The sequence below is a fragment of the Streptomyces fagopyri genome (genome assembly GCF_009498275.1).
Classification (GTDB): domain Bacteria; phylum Actinomycetota; class Actinomycetes; order Streptomycetales; family Streptomycetaceae; genus Streptomyces; species Streptomyces fagopyri.
The window spans coordinates 8044182-8064118 of record NZ_CP045643.1 but is presented as its reverse complement, the minus strand read 5'-3'; the positions used below and the strand labels follow the sequence as shown (position 1 = coordinate 8064118).

Sequence of the window (19937 nt, the reverse complement as noted above, 5' to 3'; positions counted from 1 at the left end):
GGCGTACCCCTCTTCGGCCGATCTCCTCCCATGGAGCATCCATGACCGTCAGCCATGCCCCGCCCGGCCCCTCCGAGTCCGGTGTTCCCGGAACATCGGTGGCCGCCGAGCACGTCGTGCGGCCCCAGCCGTCACCCGAACCCGTCCCCATCGTCCCGAGGTCCGCACGCCGTTCCCGCGTCCCCCGCCGGCTGCGCCGCGCCTGCGGCCCCCTCCTGCTCCTCGCACTCTGGCAACTCCTCAGCGAAACAGGCGTACTGGCCTCCGCCGTTCTCGCCCCGCCCGGCACCATCGCGCGGGTCGGGGCCGGTCTGATCACGGACGGTTCGCTGCCGAACGCGATGGGCGTCTCCCTGCAACGTGTCGCCGTCGGGCTCCTGTTGGGAACGGTCGTCGGCACCGGGCTCGCCCTCGTGTCGGGGCTCTTCCGCGTCGGCGAGGACCTGGTGGACGCGAGTGTGCAGATGCTGCGGACGGTGCCCTTCGTCGGACTGATCCCGCTGTTCATCATCTGGTTCGGGATCGGCGAGGCCCCGAAGATCGCCGTCATCACGATGGGCGTCTCCTTCCCGCTCTATCTGAACGTGTACGCCGGTATCCGAGGCGTCGACTCCCAGCTGATCGAGGCCGGGGAGTCGCTCGGGCTCTCCCGCTGGGGGCTGGTCCGGCACGTCGTGCTGCCGGGAGCACTGCCCGGGGCCATGACCGGGCTTCGCTACTCCCTCGGCGTCGCCTGGCTCGCGCTGGTCTTCGCCGAACAGATCAACGCGGACGCCGGGATCGGCTTCCTCATGGTGCAGGCCCGCGACTTCCTGCGAACCGACGTGATCGTGGTCTGTCTGATCGTCTACGCCTTCCTCGGCCTGCTCGCCGACTCCGTCGTCCGCTTCCTCGAAAGGCTGCTGCTGCAATGGCGACCGACATTCACCGGCAGATGACCGCCGAGAAGGCCGCGGCGGCGGCACGCGTCCCCGCGCGGACACAGACGCCGACGCCGGAACGGACACGGCCACAGGCACGGCCGGGCACACAGGTGGGGGCGCGGGTGGAGGTCCAGGTGGAGGTACAGGTGGAGGCACCGGCAGCGCTTCCCGCCGTACGCGTCCAGGGGCTGACCCGCGTCTTCGACGGCCGCGCCGTCATCGACGATCTCCATCTCGACGTCCGGCCCGGCGAGTTCGTGGCACTGCTCGGTCGCAGCGGCTGCGGCAAGTCCACGTTGCTGCGCATCCTCGCCGGGCTCGACCGCGACATCGAGGGCTCCGTCCTCGTCCCGCGCCGCAAGGCCGTCGCGTTCCAGGCGCCGCGGCTGATGCCGTGGAAGAAGGTGTGGCGCAACGTCCTGCTCGGACTGCCCGGCAGACCTGAACGCCGCCTCGCCGACGAGGCGTTGGCGGAGGTGGGCCTCACCCACCGCGCCGACGCCTGGCCCAGCACCCTCTCCGGCGGTGAGGCCCAACGCGCTTCGCTGGCCCGCGCGTTGGTCCGCGAGCCCGATCTGCTGCTGCTCGACGAGCCGTTCGGCGCGCTCGACGCCCTCACCCGGATCACGGCGAGGCGACTGGTCGGCGAGCTGTGGCGCCGGCGCGGCTGCGCGGTCCTGCTGGTGACGCACGACGTGGAGGAGGCCGTGCTCCTCGCCGACCGTGTGCTGGTCATGGACGAGGGCGCGATCGCGTACGAGACCCGGGTCGGACTGAGCCGCCCGCGCGACATCGCCGACCCCCGTTTCGCCACGCTGCGTGCCGGGCTCCTGGAGCGCCTGGGCGTCGACGGCACGTCCTGAGCGTCCCCCGTCCCCGAGCGCCCCTGCGCGTCGAGCGTCCCTCCGCCTCCGGCGACCGCTCGGCGCCCAGGCTCACCCCCACACCCGGACCGACCGAACGGAAACCGTCATGCGACGACGCCTCGTCCCCGCCGCTCTCCTCCCCCTCGCCCTGCTGCTCACCGCCTGCGGCGGCACCTCTGTCGCCGGCACCGCCGCGGGTGCCGGAACCGACGGCAAGGGGTCCCTCACTCTCGACGTCGGCGACCAGAAGGGCGGTTCGGAGGCGGTGCTGCGGGCCGCCGGGGAACTCAAGGACCTCGACTACCGGATCAAATGGTCGACGTTCACCTCCGGCCCGCCCCTCCTGGAGGCCGTCAACGCCAAGGCCGTCGACATCGGCGGCGTCGGCAACACCCCGCCGGTCTTCGCCGCCGGCGCCGACTCGAAGATCTCGGTGGTGGCCGCCTGGCACGGCACGTCGAGGGGCGAGGCCGTCCTCGTACCGAAGAACTCGTCACTGAAGCGTCCCGAGGAGCTGAAGGGCAGGTCCGTAGCCGTGGCGCAGGGGTCGTCCGCGCACTATCAGCTGATCGCCTCGCTGAAGAAGGCCGGTCTGAGGCTGAGTGACGTGAAGGTCAAGTACCTGCAGCCCGCCGACGCGTTGGCCGCGTTCACCAGCGGCAAGGTGGACGCGTGGGCGGTGTGGGACCCGTACACCTCGCAGGTGGTGGAGGCGGGGCAGGGCCGGATCCTGACGGACGGCGACGGGGTGGTCAACGGGCTCAACTTCCAGGTGGCCGCGCCCGGTGCGCTCAGGGACAGCCGGAAGGCGGCGGCGGTCAAGGACTACCTGGAGCGGCTGCGCCGCGCCCAGGACTGGGTCTACGACCACCCGGCCGCGTGGGCGAAGGTGTGGGCCAAGGACACCGGGCTACCGTACGCGGTGGCGCTCGCCTCGGTGAAGCGGACCAACGCCAGCCGCGTCGCGGTCGCGGTCGACAAGCCGCTCATCGCCTCCGAGCAGCGGATCGCGGACACCTTCACCGGCCTCGGGCTCATCCCGCGCAAGGTCGACTTCTCGGAGTTCGTCGACTCCCGTTTCAACGGCGACCTGCCGCCGTCCACCACCGCTCCCCGCGTCTACAAGGAGTCGTGACGGGACCGTCCGTCCCCACCAGGTTCCCGCCGGTCTGCGGCGACGGCCGCACCCGGGTGGGCCGGTACGCGTAGGCGTCCCACATCGCCCGTCGCGCGCCGCTCACCACGGACCTGAACGTCCGGCTGGTCCCGGGGATCGCCGCCGCGGACCCCGGAGCACTGCCGCGGTCCTGGGTACGGTCGCCCCGTACGACGGCCGTGGGTGGTGCGCCGCAGCTGGTCGCGGGTGGCCGCTGGAGGGGCACGTCGGGTGGATCACACCTGGTCCGGCGGGGGGAAGATCTCCGGCCCCGGCCGAGTTGGTAGAAGCGTGAACAACACTGGGACGCAGGCGCGCGCGGTCGATGTCGTGGTGACAGGCGCCGGACAGGCGGGACTGTCCAGCGCGTATCACCTGCGGCGCACCGGTTTCGAACCGGAGCGCGACTTCGTCGTGCTGGACCACGCGCCGCGTCCCGGCGGCGCCTGGCAGTTCCGGTGGCCGTCGCTGACCTACGGCAAGGTGCACGGAATGCACTCGCTGCCCGGCATGGAGCTGGAGGGCGCGGACCCGGCCCGTCCGTCCTCCGAGGTCATCGCCGAGTACTTCGAAGCCTATGAGCGCATGTTCGATCTGCGGGTGCGGCGGCCCGTCGAGGTGACGGCCGTCCGGGAGGGCGCCGAGGGGCGACTGCTCGTCGAGACCTCCGACGGCATGTGGTCGGCGCGGGCGCTGATCAACGCGACGGGCACCTGGGACCGGCCGTTCTGGCCGCGCTATCCGGGACAGGAGACCTTCCGCGGACGGCAGTTGCACACGGCGCAGTACCCCGGACCCGAGGAGTTCGCCGGGCAGCGGGTGGTCGTCGTGGGCGGCGGCGCGTCCGGCACCCAGCATCTGATGGAGATCGCCCCTTACGCGGCCGCGACCACCTGGGTGACGCGGACACCGCCCGTCTTCCGCGAGGGACCGTTCACCGAGGACTTCGGCCGGGCCGCCGTCGCACTCGTCGAGGAACGCGTACGGCAGGGGCTGCCGCCCAAGAGCGTCGTCTCGGTCACGGGGCTGCCCTTGAACGACGCGATCCGCCAGGCCCTCGCCGACGGTGTCCTGGACCGCAAACCGATGTTCGACCGGATCACTCCGGACGGCGTGGAGTGGGCCGACGGACACCGCGTGGCCGCGGACGTCATCCTGTGGGCGACCGGCTTCCGCGCCGCCATCGACCATCTCGCGCCACTGCGGCTGCGCGAACCCGGCGGCGGTATCCGCGTCGAGGGCACCCGTGCGGCGGCCGATCCACGGATCCATCTGGTCGGCTACGGGCCGTCCGCCAGCACCGTCGGCGCCAACCGGGCCGGACGCGCGGCGGTACGGGACATCAGGCGGCTGCTGGCCGGAGTGCCGGCCGGCGCCTGACACCCCCGCACGGCCACCGTTCAGCCGGACGACGTCGGGGCCGACGACCCGCTCGTCCGGTTGGTCCGGTTGAATTCTGCGACGTTTCTCTGATGCTCCTCGTAACTGGCCGTGAAGCGGGTGTCGCCCGGCTTGACGGTGACGAAGTACAGCCAGTCGCCCGGGGTCGGATTGATCGCGGCGCGCATCGCCTGCTCGCCGGGGTTGGCGATGGGTGTGGGCGGCAGACCCATGCGCTCGTAGGAGTTGTAGGGGCTCTTGAGCTTCGTGTCGTTCGTGGTCGTGTTCAGAGTGGACCGGTTCAGCGCGTAGTTGAGCGTGGAGTCCATCTGCAGCGGCATGCCCTGCTGGAGCCGGTTGAAGATCACCCGGGCCACCTTGCCCATGTCGGCCTTGGTGGCCGCCTCCGCCTGGACGATGCTCGCGATGGTGACCACCTGATAGACGTCCATCGCGTTGCGCTGGGCTCCCGCGGTGATCGGGCTTCTGTGGAATCTCTTGTAGGCCGTGTCGACCATGAAGCGCAGCAGTGACTCCGGCGTCGCCTCCGCGTCGACCGGGTACGTCGCCGGGAACAGGTATCCCTCGGGGTTGCCCGCCGCGACGTCGGGCAGTTTCAGATGAGCCTTGGCCAGGGACTTCTTGGTGGCGCCCGGGTGCAGGGCGAGCGCCTCGTCGACGGCCCGGTAGACCTGGCCCGAGCGCCAGCCCTCCGGGATCACGAGGGACGCGCGCGGCGCCTCCTCGCCTCCGACGATCAGCAGCGGCACCGCCACGGCGGTGACCGCCACGACGGCTCCGGTCGCGACGAGGGCGACCCGGCCCCGGCGCGTCAGTCGAATCATGCTCCGTCGCGGAGTCTTCTTCTGCATGCGGGCACGGTAACCCGCTAATAGCCATAAACCCGGCATATCGTCATCTAGTCGGCTCCAGTTGGGCGTCCCGGCGGACGAGGGCCGCGTACCGCCCGCCTCGCGCCAACAGCTCCTCGTGCGTGCCGCGTTCGACCGCGTGGCCGGAATCCAGGACCACGATCTGGTCCGCGCCCCGGATGGTGGACAGCCGGTGCGCGATGGTGAGCGTGGTCCGGTTGGCCGACAGTGCGTCGATCGCCTCCTGGACCGCGTGCTCCGTGCGGGTGTCCAGGGCGCTGGTCGCCTCGTCGAGGATGAGCACCGGCGGGTCACGCAGGATGGTGCGCGCGATGGCCAGGCGCTGTTTCTCCCCGCCGGAGAAGCGGTGGCCGCGCTCACCCACCACCGTGTCGTATCCGTCGGGCAGCGACGCGATGTGGTCGTGGATCTGCGCCGCCCGCGCCGCCGCCCGCAGTTCCTCGTCGGTGGCGTCCGGCCTGGCGAAGCGCAGGTTGTCCGCGACCGAGGCGTGGAAGAGGTACGTCTCCTGGGAGACGACGCCGATTCCCCGCGCGAGGGAGTCGAAGTCCAGGTCGCGCACGTCGATCCCGTCGAGCGTGACGCGGCCGCCCGTGACGTCGTACAGCCTGGGCACCAGGTAGCTGAGCGTGGATTTACCGGAACCGGTCGGCCCGACGACGGCGAGGCTGCCGCCGGCGGGCACCGTGATGTCGATGCCGTCGAGGATCGGACCGCTCTTGTCGTCGTAGCGGAACTCGACGTCCTCGAAGCGGATCTCGCCCTTGACCTGGTCGAGGTGGACCGGGCTCTCCGGCTCGGTGATGTCGATGGACAGGTCCAGGTACTCGAAGATGCGCTGGAAGAGCGCGAGCGAGGTCTGGATCTGGACACCGGTGGACAGCAGGCTCACCGTCGGGCGGAACAGGCCCTGTTGGAGCGAGACGAAGGCAACGAGCGTACCCAGCGAGACGGACGGGCCGCCGAACTGGACGGCCATGCCGGCGGCCCAGTAGATGACGGCGGGCATGGCGGCCATCACGATGCCGATGACGGACATCCGCCAGCGCCCCGCCATGTTCGACTTCACCTCGAGGTCGACCAGGCCGTCCGACTCGGCCTCGAAGGCCCGGGTGAGCGAATCGCCGCGGCCCATCGTGCGGCCGAGCAGGATGCCGCTGACGGAGAGGGACTCGGTGACGGTCGCGGCCATCGCGGCCATCTGCTTCTGCCGCTCGGTGGCGATCTTCTTGCGTTCGTTGCCCACGCGGCGGCTGATCCACACGAAGACCGGCAGCAGGAGCAGTGAGACGACGGTGAGCCGCCAGTCGAGGGCGATCATCGCGATGATCGTGGCGACGACGCTGGTGAGGTTGGAGACCAAGGAGGTCGCGGTGGAGGTCACGGTCGCCTGCATGCCGCCGATGTCGTTGGCGATGCGGGACTGGACCTCTCCGGTGCGGGTGCGGGTGAAGAAGGCGAGCGACATGCGTTGCAGCCGACCGTAGACGGCTGTGCGCAGGTCGTGCATGACCCGCTGGCCGACCGTCGTGGAGATGAGGGTCTGCAGCACGCCGAAGATGCTGGTCACGACCGCGCTGAGGATCATGCCGAGCGCGAGCAGGCTCAGCAGACCGGTACGGCCCTGGGGGATGGCGACGTCCAGGGTCTCCTTCAGCAGGAAGGGTGTCGCGACCGTGACCAGGGAAGAGGCGCCGACCAGCAGGCCGACGACCGTGAGGCGGCCACGATAGGGGCGGAAGAGCTTCAGGATGCGGCGCATCTGCCGCGGCTGTTCGCTCTCGGCGGGTGACGGGGTCCAGGTGGATTGCTCGGGGCGCATGGGCTCCTACGGAAGGTGAGGGAATGGTTACAGAGACGGATGAACGCTGACTCACGGAGCTTAGCTCATTGTTACCTATACTCACAATGAACCGCATCCTGATATTGTTCCCGTATGACCACCCCCGATGCCGACGGCCTCCTCGCCGAGCAGTTGCTGCGGCTGACCCGCCGCGTGCACCGCATCCAGAAGCGGCATCTGGAGCAGCGTGGGCTGGGCATCACTCCGGCCCAGTCCCGGTTGCTGCGGACGCTCGCGCACTACGGGTCACCGCCGCGCATGGCCGATCTCGCCGAGCGGCTGGAGGTGGTCCCGCGGGCGGTGACGACGCTGGTCGACGGCCTGGAGGCGAGCGGGAAGGTGCGACGGGTTCCCGATCCCAGCAATCGGCGGGTGATCCGGATCGAGGTCACGGACGAGGGACGCGCGGCGCTTCAGGAGTTGCGGGGTGCGCGCCGGTCGGCCGCGGAGGAGATCCTGGCTCCGCTGTCGGACGAGCAGCGCGAGGTGCTGGGCGGACTGCTGGACACCCTGGTGGACGGGATGCCCCGGCTGGAACGGCACTGCTGACAAACCCCGCGCACCCGACGGGCCCCGCGCGCACCCGCTCCGTGACACCGAAGGGGATGCGCACGGCGCTCTCGGACTTCTTCGGCGGACGTCGGGCCGCCCCGGGCCGCCCCCTCCGCAGCCGGAGGTCCCAGCGGCTCCGGCGGTCCCCGGAGACTTCAGCAATACCGGTGATCCACCGTCAGCACTCCCTGCTCGGTGAGAAGGCGTCGGTCGTGGCAACCGCCGGATCCGCGCAGGGTGTAGCGCTCGCTCGTCGTCCCGACCGCGTGCCGCTGATCGCGCGGCACGCCGGTCGTGTACGTCGCGTCGCCGGCATAAGTGTCGTCGAGCCGTGACCACGCGGTCCGCAGCCCGCCGCGCAGGTCGTCCACCGCCGCCCGGTCACCGAGCCGCAGGACGGTCCGCAGCCGGCCGTCCGGGCCGAGTGTCGTCGTACCGTCCATCGTGTACGTCCGGTGGGTCCGCGTCACCCGGGGCGCCCCGCGCCCGTCGACCGTGACCGTCTCGTCGTCGCTCCAGGTGGCCTTCAGCCCGTCCGTGTCCTCACCGTCGGTCCACCGGTGCACGGAGGTGTTCGCGAGCACGCGACGGACGGTGGTCGTCACCCGCCCGTGGGAGGTCTCGACATAGCCGGACACCGTCAGCCGGTGGCCGCCCGCCGTGTCGAGGCGCTCCGGCGAACCGGGCGTGTACGAGGAGGTGTTGGCGAGGTCGTCCATCTCGACGCCGGTGAGCGCGCCGCTCACGTGCGCGCGCCGCGCGTCCTGCCAGACGAGGACGTTGACGGGGGCGCTCCATCCGCTCCGCCCCTCCGGAACGCCCACGACGGACACGTCGACGCGGTGCGGACGCCCGTCGTCGAGAAGCCCTGCGAAGGGCGAGAGGTCGTACTCGATCGGTTTGACGTCGAAGGCGCGCGGTCCCGGGATCACGTACCAGAGGAAGGGGTTCGACCAGCCTCCGGTCCACACGTTCGGGAACGGCTCGGCGATGCCGGCGAGTCGGCCGTCCACCTTGATCTGCACCTCGCGGTACGGACCGCCCGCCGCCTTGCAGGAGTACGGGGCCGGATCGGGCACCGTCAGGTACCAGAACTCCTCGCAGCCGCCCCCGGATCCGGTCGCGTACACCTCGGCGACGACGCGCTCGCTGTTGCGCGGGGTGGTGAGGGTGCCGTCTTGGAGGGTGAGGACGCGGTCGGGGACCTCGGCCGGCCGCGTGGCCCTCCCCTGCGCGTAGAAGGTCAGCGTGACCTTCACGTCGATGATCCCGGTGTACGTGTCGTCGACGACGTTCCCGATGAGCATCTCGACGTCGCCACCGCGCCGGAAGGTGTCGCTGTAGCGCGTCACGTCCTTCTCGACGGACCACTCGATGCCGTCGGGCGACGGTTCGGGCGTGGACGTGCGGAGGATCTCCACGCCACCGACGTGCAGATATCCCAGCCGGTCGTACTGGCGGCCCGCGACCTTCCCGTCGAGGCGCAGGACGACCTTGCTCCAGCGGTCGCCGCAGCCGTCCGGCGGTACGTACGTCCCCCGGTACGGCGTGAAGTCACTGAACCGCGCCTCGGCGAGCGTCACTTCGCAGGACTTGGCGGCGGGCCTGGATGTCGCCGGGGCGGCCGTCAGGGGGTCGTGCCAGTCGGTACCGAACTCCGCGGGGGCGGGGGCGGGGGCCCGGGAGGTGGTGACGGGCGCGTCCGGGGCGGCAGCGCGGGTGCGAAATGCGGCGGCCGGGACGTGGGGAGCGGTGACCGGGGCATGGGAAGCGGCGCTCGGAGCGTGGGGAGCGGCGCTCGGTAAGGGAGCCGCCGAGACCGGGCCCGTCGCGAGACACATGCTCGCCGCGAGAAACGCTCCGGCGAGCATGGACATGACCATTCGTCTTCTCATGTGCGGTGTTCTACGGGGAGTCGGGGCACCCCGCAATGGGCCCTCGGGGCCGCCAGGTCGCGGCGCGCCCAGGATGGCCGGGGTGACTACGCCCGCAGATCCGACCTGTCCCCCATCACGACGACAGGGTGCTCACGCGGGTCGAGCGTGCGCAGCAGACGCTCCATGGCCGGCTTCGGCAGGCTCACACACGCCGACGTACCGCTGCCGTGGTCCAGGTGCAGCCAGATACCGCCGCCCTTCGACTGACCCTGGGGGCGGCTCGGGTCGCCGGGCGGGGTACCTGGGCGGCGGTTGTAGTTGATGGCGATGACATAGTCGAAGTCGTGCCAGTGGGACTTCGCCCAGCCGCGAGGGGCCTGGTACGTCTGTGACCGGTCGTACGGCAGGAGGGCACCCGGGTCGTGGAGCACGCCGCCCGCGTCGGTGAGGGTGAACACCCCGACGGGGCTGCGCCGGTCGTTCTCGTGATGGTCCGTGGTCCAGCCCTTCGCCCCGTTGTGCGCCTTCCCCATGCGCTGTGCGTCCCAGGCCGATCCGGACTTCGTGTAGAGAACGACGGTCGAGTCCGCGGAGTTCCTGCCCGCGCCGTAGACGGCCACGACCTGACGCGAGTCGGCCGGGATGCGCGACCGCAACCGGTCGCCGACCTCCGGGATCCGCGTGACACCGGCGCCGTCCCCGGGGGCCCCTTCGGCCTTCCCGCCCGTCCCGGCCCGCCCCTCGCCCGCGCCGCCCCCTCCGCCAGGACCTCCGCATGCCGAAAGGCCCATCGCGAGGACTCCACAGGCCGCCGCGGCGAGCCCCGTACGCATCGCACCGTTCTTTCGCATGCGCTCCATCGTCGCACCACTTATCGGACGAACAGCCCCTTCCCTCCGCCCCCTTGGGCACATGACGTCCTCGCGGACCCGCACCCGGCGGCCCGGAACGCGTGCGTGACCGGGGGCGTCGTCGGGCCGGGGCCAGTCCACGGTGGGGACGCTCCGGACGGGCCGAAACCTTGTCCCGCCGGAAAAAACCGCTTGCCTCGGACTGTGCCCTGCCGCGAACCTTTCACGGTTTGCTGTCGGCCTCCACGACCGGCCTGGTCGCCGAAACGTTACGGCTTCCCCTCATCCCCGAACCCACCCCTTACACGAGCCACTGGGACGTCATGCAGATTCAAGACCTTCCCTATCCAGACCCGGGTGTGCCGGACGCACGCTCCGGCCCCCGATTCCTGCGGTGGCTCGGCCGGAATCAGCTGGGCGGGCAGTTCAAGGCCCTCGCCTGGGGACTGCTGCACTTCACCGCCGTCGCCGGGCTGCCGTTCTGTGTGGGCCTGGCCGTACAGGCCGTCGTGGACAGATCGGGCACGCGGCTCGCTCTGACCGGTGGGCTGATGGCGCTCTGCGGCGTCGGCATCGCGGTCGGCGAGACGATGCTGCACCGCGCCGCCGTCACCAACTGGATCACCGCCGCCGCACGCGTCCAGCAGTTGCTGGCCCACAAGACCGCCCAGCTCGGCTCGGCGCTGACACAGCGCGTCGCGGCCGGTGAGGTCGTCGCCGTCTCCACCGGCGACGTCGAGAAGATCGGCTGGTTCGTGGAGGCGCTGTCGCGGTTCGCGGCGGCCGCGCTGACCGTCGTCCTCGTCTGCGTGGGCCTGGTCGTCTACCAACCGGCGCTGGGCGTGATCGTCGCCGTGGGCGTGCCCGTCCTGGCGCTCGCCGTACTGCCTCTGCTGCCCCGCGCCACCCGGCGCGCCGACTTCCAGCGGGAGAAGGCTGGCCGCGCCACCGAGCTGGCCTCGGACACCGTCGCCGGCCTGCGCGTACTGCGCGGCATCGGCGGTGAGGAACTGTTCCTCGACCGCTACCGCCGCGCCTCCCAGGAGGTCCGCCGGGCAGCCGTGCGCAGTGCCAGGATGTGGTCGCTGATCTCGGCCGTCCAGGTGCTGCTGCCCGGCCTGCTCATGATCGCCGTCATCTGGCACGGCGTGCACCTGGCCCGCGACGGCCGGATCACGGTCGGCGAACTGGTCACCGTGTACAGCACGGTCATGCTGCTCACCTACCCGCTGCGGCACTTCGAGGAGATCGCCATGGCGTACTCCTTCTCGCGCCCGTCCGCCAAGCGCGCCGCCCGGGTCCTGTCCCTCGAACGGGCCACGGACAGCGGCGGCTCACGCTCGGCCGAGGTGCCCGGCGGCGATCTGTACGACCCCGTCACCGGACTCCTCGCCCCCGCGGGGCGACTCACCGCCGTGGTCTGCGGTGACCCGGACGCGGCGGGCGTGCTCGCCGAGCGGCTGGGCGGCCATCCCTCCGCGGAGGGCACCTCGGTGCTCCTGGGAGGCGTCCCGCTCGACGATCTGCCGCTCGACTCCGCGCGCACGGCCGTCCTCGTCCAGGACAAGGACCCGGTACTGCTGTCGGGCTCGCTGCGTGAGCTGCTCGACGTGCCCTCCTCGGGCGGCGTGAGCGCGGCCGCGGCGCTGGCCGCCGCACAGTGCGGCGACGTCCTGGACGCGCTGACCCAGGGCTCGCTGGACGCCGAGGATCCGATGGACGCCCGCATCACCGAACGCGGACGCTCCCTCTCGGGCGGCCAGCGCCAGCGTCTGGCCCTGGCCCGGTCGCTGGTCACCGACCCCGGCGTGCTGGTCCTGGACGAGCCGACCTCGGCTGTCGACTCGCACACCGAGGCACGGATCGCCGACGGTGTCCGCGCCCTGCGCTCCGGGCGAACGACGGTCGTCTTCACCTCCTCACCCCTGCTCCTGGACCACGCGGACCGGGTCGTCCTCGTCCACGAGGGCGAGGTGGCGGCCGTCGGAGTCCACCGCGAGCTGGTGCTCCGCGAACCGCGGTACCGGGCGGTGGTGACCCGTGAGACGGACGAGGAGGCCGCCGCCGAAGGCGGACGGCAGGGGGTCGGCACGTACGACACGACGGACGGGCTCGACAGGATCGACGATCTCGACGGCAGGACCGGCAAGATCGACGAACTGGAAGAAATCGAGGAAACCGCATGATCGGCCTGGCGCCACCGGCGTACGACCCGGCGGCCCCGACGACGGCGAACACCCTGCCCGTCGGCGCCTCCGCGACCGTACGCGCCTACGTCACCGAACTCTTCCAACGGCACCGCCGGGCCTTCCTGCTGCTCGTCACCGTCAACACGGTGGCCGTGGTGGCCTCGATGGCCGGGCCCTACCTGCTGGGCGCGGTCGTCGAACGGGTCTCGGAGCACGCGCGAGACCTCCACCTGGAACGCACCTCCGCGCTGTTCCTCGCCGCACTCGTCATCCAGTCCGTGTTCGTACGCGAGGTCCGGCTGCGCGGCGCCATGCTCGGCGAACGCATGCTCGCCGACCTGCGCGAGGACTTCCTCATCCGCTCGGTCGGGCTGCCACCCGGGGTTCTGGAACGGGCCGGCACGGGCGATCTGCTGTCCCGCATCACCACCGACATCGACCGCCTCGCCAACGCGATGCGCGAAGCCGTGCCCCAGCTGGCCATCGGCGTGGTGTGGGTCGTGCTGCTGATCGGCGGTCTGACCGTCACCGCCCCGCCCCTCGCGCCCGCGGTCCTGGTCGCCGTCCCGCTGCTGGTCGTCGGCTGCCGCTGGTACTTCAAGCGTGCCCCGTCCGCCTACCGCTCGGAGGCAGCCGGATACGCCGCCGTCGCCGCCGCCCTCGCCGAGACCGTGGACGCCGGACGCACCGTCGAGGCGCACCGGCTGGGCCGACGCCGCATCGACCTGTCCGAGCGGCGCATCAAGGAGTGGACGGCCTGGGAGCGCTACACCCTGTGGCTGCGCTCGGTGCTCTTTCCCGTCGTCAACCTCACCCACGTCACGGTCCTGTGCTCGGTCCTCATGATCGGCGGGGCCTTCGTCCTCCAGGGCTGGATCGACGTGGGACAGCTGACGACGGGCGCGCTCATCGCCCAGATGCTGGTCGACCCGGTGGGCCTGATCCTGCGCTGGTACGACGAGCTGCAGGTCGCCCAGGTCTCGCTCGCGCGGCTGGTCGGCGTCCGGGACATCGAACCGGCCGCCGGTGATCCGGAGGTGATGCCGGACGGGCGCGACGTGCACGCGGACGAGGTGCGATTCGGCTACCGCGCCGGCGTGGACGTACTGCGGAAGGTCTCCCTGGAGGTCCCGCCCGGCACCCGGCTCGCACTGGTCGGCCCGTCCGGTGCGGGCAAGTCCACCCTGGGAAGGCTGCTCGCCGGGATCTACGCCCCCAGGGAAGGCCACATCACGCTCGGCGGCGCCGAACTCTCGCGGATGCCCGCGGAGGCGGTCCGTACCCACGTGGCCCTGGTCAACCAGGAGCACCACGTCTTCGTGGGCTCCCTGCGCGACAACCTGCTGCTCGCCCGGACGGGAGCCGCCGACGCCGAACTGTGGGCGGCGCTGGGCGCGGTCGACGCCGACGGCTGGGCAGGGGCCCTGGGCGAAGGTCTGGACACCGAGGTCGGTTCGGGCGGGCTGGCGCTCACCCCGGCGCAGGCCCAGCAGATCGCGCTGGCCCGGCTGGTCCTCGCCGATCCGCACACACTGGTGCTGGACGAGGCGACCTCGCTCCTCGACCCCCGCGCGGCCCGACATCTGGAACGCTCGCTGGCGCGCGTCCTCGACGGTCGCACCGTCGTCGCCATCGCCCACCGGCTGCACACCGCCCACGACGCGGATGTCATCGCCGTCGTGGAGAACGGCCGGATCAGTGAGCTGGGCAGTCACGACGACCTGGTCGCCGCGGACGGCGCCTACGCGGCTCTGTGGAGGTCCTGGCACGGATGAGGTGATCGTGACCGAGCCCCGCGCCACGGGGGAGCGGGCCGTGCCCCCATGGCGGTCGGGTGCGCGCGAGCGCGACCCGCCGGCGCGGCCGGCGCCGGTCCGGCAGGGCCGTCGCAGCGGTGCCTCGGGCCTCGATCCGTGGACGGGTCCGTCCCGCGTCGGAGCCTGTGGCGTTGCGCGGTGCCGAACCGGAGTGGAAGGCTGGATGTCGGCACCGATTCGGGGAGCGTCCGGGAACCACCCGGTTCGCGCGGGGCGGGGCCGGTGTCCAGTGACCGTGCCCGCCGACGAGCGTGGTGGGACCGGGCTCACCCGCATCACCTGGAGGTACCCGTGGAGAGCGCCGACGGATGGGGAGACGACGTCTACCAGCCCGACGGATCCGAGGTGCAGGACGACGCGGGGCTGCTCGACGTCGAGGACACCCTGGAATCCGACGGTGTGGGCGACCCGCTCGACCGTGGCTGGTCCCCGCCGGAGCGGCCGTGGGCGGTGGAGCACTCCGGGGTGACCGCCTCCGAGCGCATGCGCGGCGAGACCCTGGACCAGCGCCTCGCGGAAGAGGTGCCTGACATCGCGGAGCCCGACGGTGACGGCATCGGCGACTACGAGGGCGGCGACGGCGAACCCCTGGACAACGAGGTGGGCACCGCCCGCTCCGGCCGTCTCGTCGCCCCTGCCGAAGGAGCCCACGAGGACGGGGAGAGCGGGCTGATCGCCACCGACGTAGGCATCGACGGCGCCGCCGCCTCGGCCGAGGAAGCCGCGATGCACATCGTGGACGAGGACACCCTGTCCGGCTGACCGGGCCCTTCCCGGCCTGCCCTTCCCCCGCAAGGAGCACCCATGCAGCAGGACAAGCAGCCCGACTACCACCCGGTCGTCTTCCGTGACCGCGCCGCCGGATTCGCCTTCCTCACCCGGTCCACGGCGACGAGCGAGCGGACCATCGACTGGGACGACGGCGAGAGCTACCCGGTCGTCGATGTCGAGATCTCCTCGGAAAGCCACCCGTTCTACACCGGCAAGGCCCGGACAGTGGACTCCGAGGGCCGGATCGCGCAGTTCGAGAAGCGCTACGGGACCTCCGGGCAGGGCGGCGACGAGAAGGACACGGCGTGAGCCCCTGACCGCGTCACCGCCGGGCGGGCGCGAGCGCCGTCGACCGGACGCGCGAGCACCGCACCCGCCGGGCGCGCGTGCGCCCCGTTGGCCGGACCCTCGAGGACCACGTCCACCGGACGCGGGAGCGCCGTCGTCGCCGGACGCGGCGCTCCCCCGGTCGGTCAGATGAAGTTGAGCGCCGCCGCGCAGCCCACCCCGCCGAGCAGCATGAACACCGGCATCAGGACTTTGAGCTCGACCCAGCTGCCGGCCCGGAAACGCATCACCTTGGGCGGCCCGATCGGGTACCAGCGCTTGCGGCCGAGCGGGATCGGCCACAGGATCGGACAGCCGGACACCGTCAGCGCGTCCCCGATGTCGTGCACCAGCGCGCCCAGGACGATCGGCAGGCCCAGCCACAGGTACTCCTGGCCAGGCGCGGTGAACAGCCAGTCCGAGCCGTTGCCCGGCTTGTCCAGGACCCCGGCGAGGATCCACGCGCTGGTCGCGGCCAGCAGCCAGACCAGGACGTCGCTGCTGGACCCGCGCGCGGCCCGCCACAGCAGCCCCTCGATCGCGAGCACCATGTGCACGAAGAGGATCGCCAGGACCGCCCAGCGACCGCCGGTGATCGCCATCACCGAGGACCCCGCGCCGATCATCACCGCCCACAGCCAGGTGTGCGTCAGCGTGCGGTGGCCACCGGAGCGCCGCGGGTCGCCCGCCTTGCGTGTCGATTTGTAGACGGCGTACGAGAGCTTGTCGACGATCTCGCACAGCCCTCGTGAGATCGGCCCGAAGGCCCGCGAAATGGTCGCCGCCTTGTGGTCCAGGTCGGGGGCGAGCGCGGCTCCCGCGCAGATCAGGGCCCCCACGAGGAGGACCGGCCAGGGCATGGTGTGACCGGTGGCGGCGGCGGCTGCCCCGACGCCGAGCCAGGCCGCGGCCCCCGACAGTGAGTGTGCTGGTCCCATCATGGCCGTTCCCCGCCCCATTCCACTTGTACCGCTGTCCAGTTGCCCGCGTACGGTGACGCTTCGCCGGCGCCACAGCGTAGCGTTCGTGATCTTCGGCCGGACATCCGATTCCCCCATCGACCGGGTCGACAGGCAAGATGGGGGCGTGACCCTTATCGATCAGCTGCCGCAGACCGCAGATCCCGACGCCCTCTACGAAGCCTTCGAGTCGTGGGCCGGGGAACGTGGTCTCACGCTCTACCCCCATCAGGAGGAGGCGCTGATCGAGGTGGTCTCCGGGGCCAACGTGATCGTCTCGACCCCCACCGGCTCGGGGAAGAGCATGATCGCCGCGGGTGCGCACTTCGCCGCGCTCGCCCGGGACGAGGTCACTTTCTACACGGCGCCGATCAAGGCGCTTGTGTCGGAGAAGTTCTTCGAGCTGTGCAAGATCTTCGGCACCGAGAACGTGGGCATGCTGACCGGCGACGCCTCCGTCAACGCCGACGCGCCCGTCATCTGCTGTACCGCCGAGGTGCTGGCGTCCATCGCGCTGCGGGACGGCAAGCACGCCGATGTCGGGCAGGTCGTGATGGACGAGTTCCACTTCTACGCGGAGGCCGACCGCGGCTGGGCGTGGCAGATCCCGATCCTGGAACTGCCCCAGGCGCAGTTCATCCTGATGTCGGCAACGCTCGGCGACGTCTCGATGTTCGAGAAGGACCTCACTCGGCGCACCGGCCGCCCCACGTCGGTGGTCCGCTCGGCGACCCGGCCCGTGCCCCTGTCCTACGAGTACGTGCTGACTCCGCTGACGGAGACGATCACCGAACTGCTCGCGACCAAGCAGGCCCCGGTCTACATCGTCCACTTCACCCAGGCGCAGGCCGTGGAGCGGGCGCAGGCGCTGATGAGCATCAACATGTGCACCCGGGAGGAGAAGGACCAGATCGCCGAGCTGATCGGCAATTTCCGGTTCACCACCAAGTTCGGCCAGAACCTCTCCCGGTACGTGCGCCACGGTATCGGTGTCCATCACGCCGGCATGCTCCCCAAGTACCGCAGGCTGGTCGAGAAGCTGGCCCAGGCCGGCCTGCTGAAGGTCATCTGCGGCACGGACACCCTGGGCGTAGGGGTCAACGTCCCCATCCGCACCGTGCTGTTCACCGCGCTGACGAAGTACGACGGCAATCGCGTACGCACGCTGCGCGCCCGTGAGTTCCACCAGATCGCGGGGCGCGCAGGACGGGCGGGCTTCGACACGGCGGGGTACGTCGTCGGTCAGGCTCCCGAGCACGTGATCGAGAACGAGAAGGCCCTCGCCAAGGCCGGCGACGACCCGAAGAAGCGTCGCAAGGTGGTGCGCAAGAAGGCCCCCGAGGGCTTCGTCGGGTGGACGGACAACACCTTCGAAAAGCTCATCTCCTCCGAACCCGAGCCGCTCACCTCCCGCTTCCGGGTGACCCACACGATGCTTCTGTCGGTCATCGCGCGGCCCGGGAACGCCTTCGAGGCGATGCGTCATCTGCTGGAGGACAACCACGAGCCGCGCAAGCAGCAGCTGCGGCACATCCGGCGGGCGATCGCGATCTACCGCTCGCTTCTCGACGGCGGCATCGTCGAGAAGCTGGACACGCCGGACGCCGAGGGCCGCATCGTGCGCCTCACCGTCGACCTGCAGCAGGACTTCGCGCTCAACCAGCCGCTGTCGACGTTCGCGCTCGCCGCGTTCGACCTCCTGGACCCCGAGTCCCCGTCGTACGCGCTCGACATGGTGTCCGTCGTGGAATCCACGCTGGACGATCCGCGGCAGATCCTCGCGGCCCAGCAGAACAAGGCGCGGGGCGAGGCCGTGGCCGCGATGAAGGCGGACGGCGTCGAGTACGAGGATCGTATGGAGCGGCTCCAGGACGTGACATACCCGAAGCCGATGGAGGAGTTGCTCTTCCACGCCTACAACACCTACCGCACGAGCCACCCGTGGGTCGGCGACCATCCGCTGTCGCCGAAGTCCGTGATCCGTGACATGTACGAACGCGCCATGTCCTTCACCGAGTTCGTCTCCTTCTACGAGCTCGCGCGCACCGAGGGCATTGTCCTGCGCTACCTGGCCAGCGCCTACAAGGCCCTCGAACACACCGTCCCGGACGACCTCAAGTCCGAGGACCTGGAGGATCTGATCGCCTGGCTGGGTGAGTTGGTGCGCCAGGTCGACTCCAGCCTGCTGGACGAGTGGGAGCAGCTCGCCAACCCGGAGGAGATGACGGCCGAGGAGGCCCAGGAGAAGGCCGACCAGGTCAAGCCGGTCACCGCGAACGCCCGCGCCTTCCGTGTCCTCGTCCGCAACGCGATGTTCCGCCGCGTCGAACTCGCCGCGCTCGACAACGTCGGCGAACTGGGCGCGATGGACGCCGACTCCGGCTGGGACGCCGATGCCTGGGGCGACGCGATGGACAAGTACTGGGACGAGTACGAGGACCTCGGCACCGGTCCCGACGCCCGTGGTCCGAAGCTGCTGTCCATCGTGGAGGAGCCGCAGAACAGCCTGTGGCGCGTCCGTCAGACCTTCGCCGACCCGAACGGCGACCACGACTGGGGCATCAGCGCGGAGGTCGACCTCACGGCGTCCGACGCGGAGGGCCGTGCCGTGGTCAAGGTCACCGACGTCGGCCAGTTGTGAGCACAGGAGAATTCCCCGCATGACGAACCCAGCCGAGAGACTCGTCGACCTGCTCGACCTGGAGAAGATCGAGGTCAACATCTTCCGTGGCCGCAGCCCGGACGAGTCGCTGCAGCGTGTCTTCGGTGGCCAGGTGGCGGGCCAGGCGCTGGTCGCCGCCGGGCGCACCACGGAGGGCGACCGGCCGGTGCACTCGCTGCACGCGTACTTCCTGCGTCCGGGCAGGCCGGGCGTGCCGATCGTGTACCAGGTCGAACGGGTCCGGGACGGGCGCTCTTTCACGACCCGGCGAGTCACCGCCGTGCAGCAGGGGCGCACGATCTTCAATCTGACCGCTTCCTTTCACAAGTCCGAAGAGGGGACGTTCGAGCACCAACTGCCGCCGGCCCGCGAAGTCCCCGACCCCGAGTCGCTGCCGACGCTGCCGCAGGAGATCTCCAAGCACCTGGGCACACTTCCGGAGGCGTTGGAACGCATGGCGCGCCGCCAGCCGTTCGACATCCGGTACGTGGACCGGCTGCGCTGGACGCCGGACGAGATCAAGGACGCGGAGCCGCGCAGCGCGGTGTGGATGCGGGCCGTGGGACCGCTGGGCGACGACCCTCTCGTCCACACGTGCGCCCTCACGTACGCGAGTGACATGACCCTCCTGGACGCCGTCCGCATCCCGGTGGAGCCGTTGTGGGGTCCGCGCGGCTTCGACATGGCCTCGCTCGACCACGCCATGTGGTTCCACCGGCCGTTCCGGGCGGACGAGTGGTTCCTGTACGACCAGGAGTCGCCCATCGCAACCGGCGGGCGGGGGCTTGCCCGAGGACGCATCTACGACCAGAAGGGACGCCTGCTCGTCTCGGTCGTCCAGGAGGGTCTGTTCCGCGCGCTGTAGATGGTG

15 protein-coding genes and 1 pseudogene are annotated in these 19937 nt (G+C 70.9%); 11 read left to right on the top strand and 5 right to left on the bottom strand.

The features are described from left to right. Positions 1 to 41 precede the first annotated feature (41 nt). From GFH48_RS34975 to GFH48_RS34960, 4 genes are all read left to right on the top strand, one after another. Positions 42 to 938 (top strand): ABC transporter permease, encoded by an 897-nt coding sequence (locus tag GFH48_RS34975; protein WP_153292071.1) that lies wholly within the window; start codon positions 42 to 44, stop codon positions 936 to 938. Beyond that, a complete protein-coding gene (locus GFH48_RS34970; protein WP_228121104.1) occupies positions 911 to 1786 on the top strand; it encodes an ABC transporter ATP-binding protein in 876 nt (291 codons plus the stop codon). Before GFH48_RS34975 ends, GFH48_RS34970 begins: the two co-directional genes overlap by 28 nt. A 109-nt stretch (positions 1787 to 1895) precedes the next feature. Then, positions 1896 to 2924, top strand: coding sequence for an ABC transporter substrate-binding protein (locus GFH48_RS34965; RefSeq protein ID WP_153292070.1), 1029 nt, complete (start codon positions 1896 to 1898; stop codon positions 2922 to 2924). 312 nt (positions 2925 to 3236) lie between these two features. Then, positions 3237 to 4325 (top strand): NAD(P)-binding domain-containing protein, encoded by a 1089-nt coding sequence (locus GFH48_RS34960; RefSeq protein ID WP_153292069.1) that lies wholly within the window; start codon positions 3237 to 3239, stop codon positions 4323 to 4325. 20 nt (positions 4326 to 4345) lie between these two features. Here the strand turns inward: GFH48_RS34960 and mltG are convergent, their stop codons facing one another. Together mltG and GFH48_RS34950 are read right to left on the bottom strand one after the other, a co-directional pair. Next, positions 4346 to 5197, bottom strand: coding sequence for an endolytic transglycosylase MltG (gene mltG / locus GFH48_RS34955; protein ID WP_153292068.1), 852 nt, complete (start codon positions 5195 to 5197; stop codon positions 4346 to 4348). Positions 5198 to 5240: 43 nt separating this feature from the next. Beyond that, entirely contained in the window at positions 5241 to 7040 is a 1800-nt protein-coding gene (locus tag GFH48_RS34950) for an ABC transporter ATP-binding protein (protein ID WP_153292067.1), read from the bottom strand. Positions 7041 to 7154: 114 nt separating this feature from the next. On the opposite strand from GFH48_RS34950, the gene GFH48_RS34945 reads away from it, so the two are divergent. Further along, positions 7155 to 7610: a MarR family winged helix-turn-helix transcriptional regulator gene (locus tag GFH48_RS34945; protein ID WP_153292066.1), complete on the top strand. Its 456-nt coding sequence runs from the start codon at positions 7155 to 7157 to the stop codon at positions 7608 to 7610. A 158-nt stretch (positions 7611 to 7768) separates the two neighbouring features. On the opposite strand, the pseudogene GFH48_RS34940 reads toward GFH48_RS34945, so the two are convergent. Both GFH48_RS34940 and GFH48_RS34935 read right to left on the bottom strand, forming a co-directional pair. Then, positions 7769 to 9277: pseudogene (locus GFH48_RS34940) on the bottom strand (peptide-N4-asparagine amidase); the annotation flags it as partial. A 317-nt stretch (positions 9278 to 9594) separates the two neighbouring features. After that, the gene (locus GFH48_RS34935; RefSeq protein WP_153292065.1) at positions 9595 to 10341 is read right to left on the bottom strand and encodes a L,D-transpeptidase family protein; all 747 of its coding nucleotides are present in this window, start codon (positions 10339 to 10341) and stop codon (positions 9595 to 9597) included. Positions 10342 to 10664: 323 nt separating this feature from the next. Here GFH48_RS34935 and GFH48_RS34930 point away from each other — a divergent pair, with 323 nt between their 5' ends. The 4 genes from GFH48_RS34930 to GFH48_RS34915 all read left to right on the top strand — a co-directional run bounded on the left by GFH48_RS34930 (position 10665) and on the right by GFH48_RS34915 (position 15427). Then, positions 10665 to 12527, top strand: coding sequence for an ABC transporter transmembrane domain-containing protein (locus GFH48_RS34930; protein WP_153292064.1), 1863 nt, complete (start codon positions 10665 to 10667; stop codon positions 12525 to 12527). Next, complete coding sequence (locus tag GFH48_RS34925; protein ID WP_153292063.1) at positions 12524 to 14305, top strand: ABC transporter ATP-binding protein; 1782 nt, start codon at positions 12524 to 12526, stop codon at positions 14303 to 14305. Before GFH48_RS34930 ends, GFH48_RS34925 begins: the two co-directional genes overlap by 4 nt. A 333-nt stretch (positions 14306 to 14638) precedes the next feature. Next, positions 14639 to 15109: a DUF5709 domain-containing protein gene (locus GFH48_RS34920; RefSeq protein ID WP_153292062.1), complete on the top strand. Its 471-nt coding sequence runs from the start codon at positions 14639 to 14641 to the stop codon at positions 15107 to 15109. 42 nt (positions 15110 to 15151) lie between these two features. Beyond that, complete coding sequence (locus tag GFH48_RS34915) at positions 15152 to 15427, top strand: type B 50S ribosomal protein L31 (RefSeq protein WP_153292061.1); 276 nt, start codon at positions 15152 to 15154, stop codon at positions 15425 to 15427. A gap of 164 nt (positions 15428 to 15591) precedes the next feature. Here GFH48_RS34915 and GFH48_RS34910 read toward each other — a convergent pair whose 3' ends face one another. After that, positions 15592 to 16386 (bottom strand): metal-dependent hydrolase, encoded by a 795-nt coding sequence (locus GFH48_RS34910; protein ID WP_153292060.1) that lies wholly within the window; start codon positions 16384 to 16386, stop codon positions 15592 to 15594. Between the two features lie 145 nt (positions 16387 to 16531). Between GFH48_RS34910 and GFH48_RS34905 the strand changes: the two genes are divergently transcribed. Both GFH48_RS34905 and GFH48_RS34900 read left to right on the top strand, forming a co-directional pair. After that, complete coding sequence (locus tag GFH48_RS34905) at positions 16532 to 19045, top strand: DEAD/DEAH box helicase (protein ID WP_153292059.1); 2514 nt, start codon at positions 16532 to 16534, stop codon at positions 19043 to 19045. Between the two features lie 19 nt (positions 19046 to 19064). After that, positions 19065 to 19931 carry an acyl-CoA thioesterase gene (locus tag GFH48_RS34900; RefSeq protein WP_153292058.1) on the top strand — a complete coding sequence of 289 codons (867 nt, stop codon included), beginning with the start codon at positions 19065 to 19067 and terminating at the stop codon, positions 19929 to 19931. Positions 19932 to 19937: the final 6 nt, after the last annotated feature.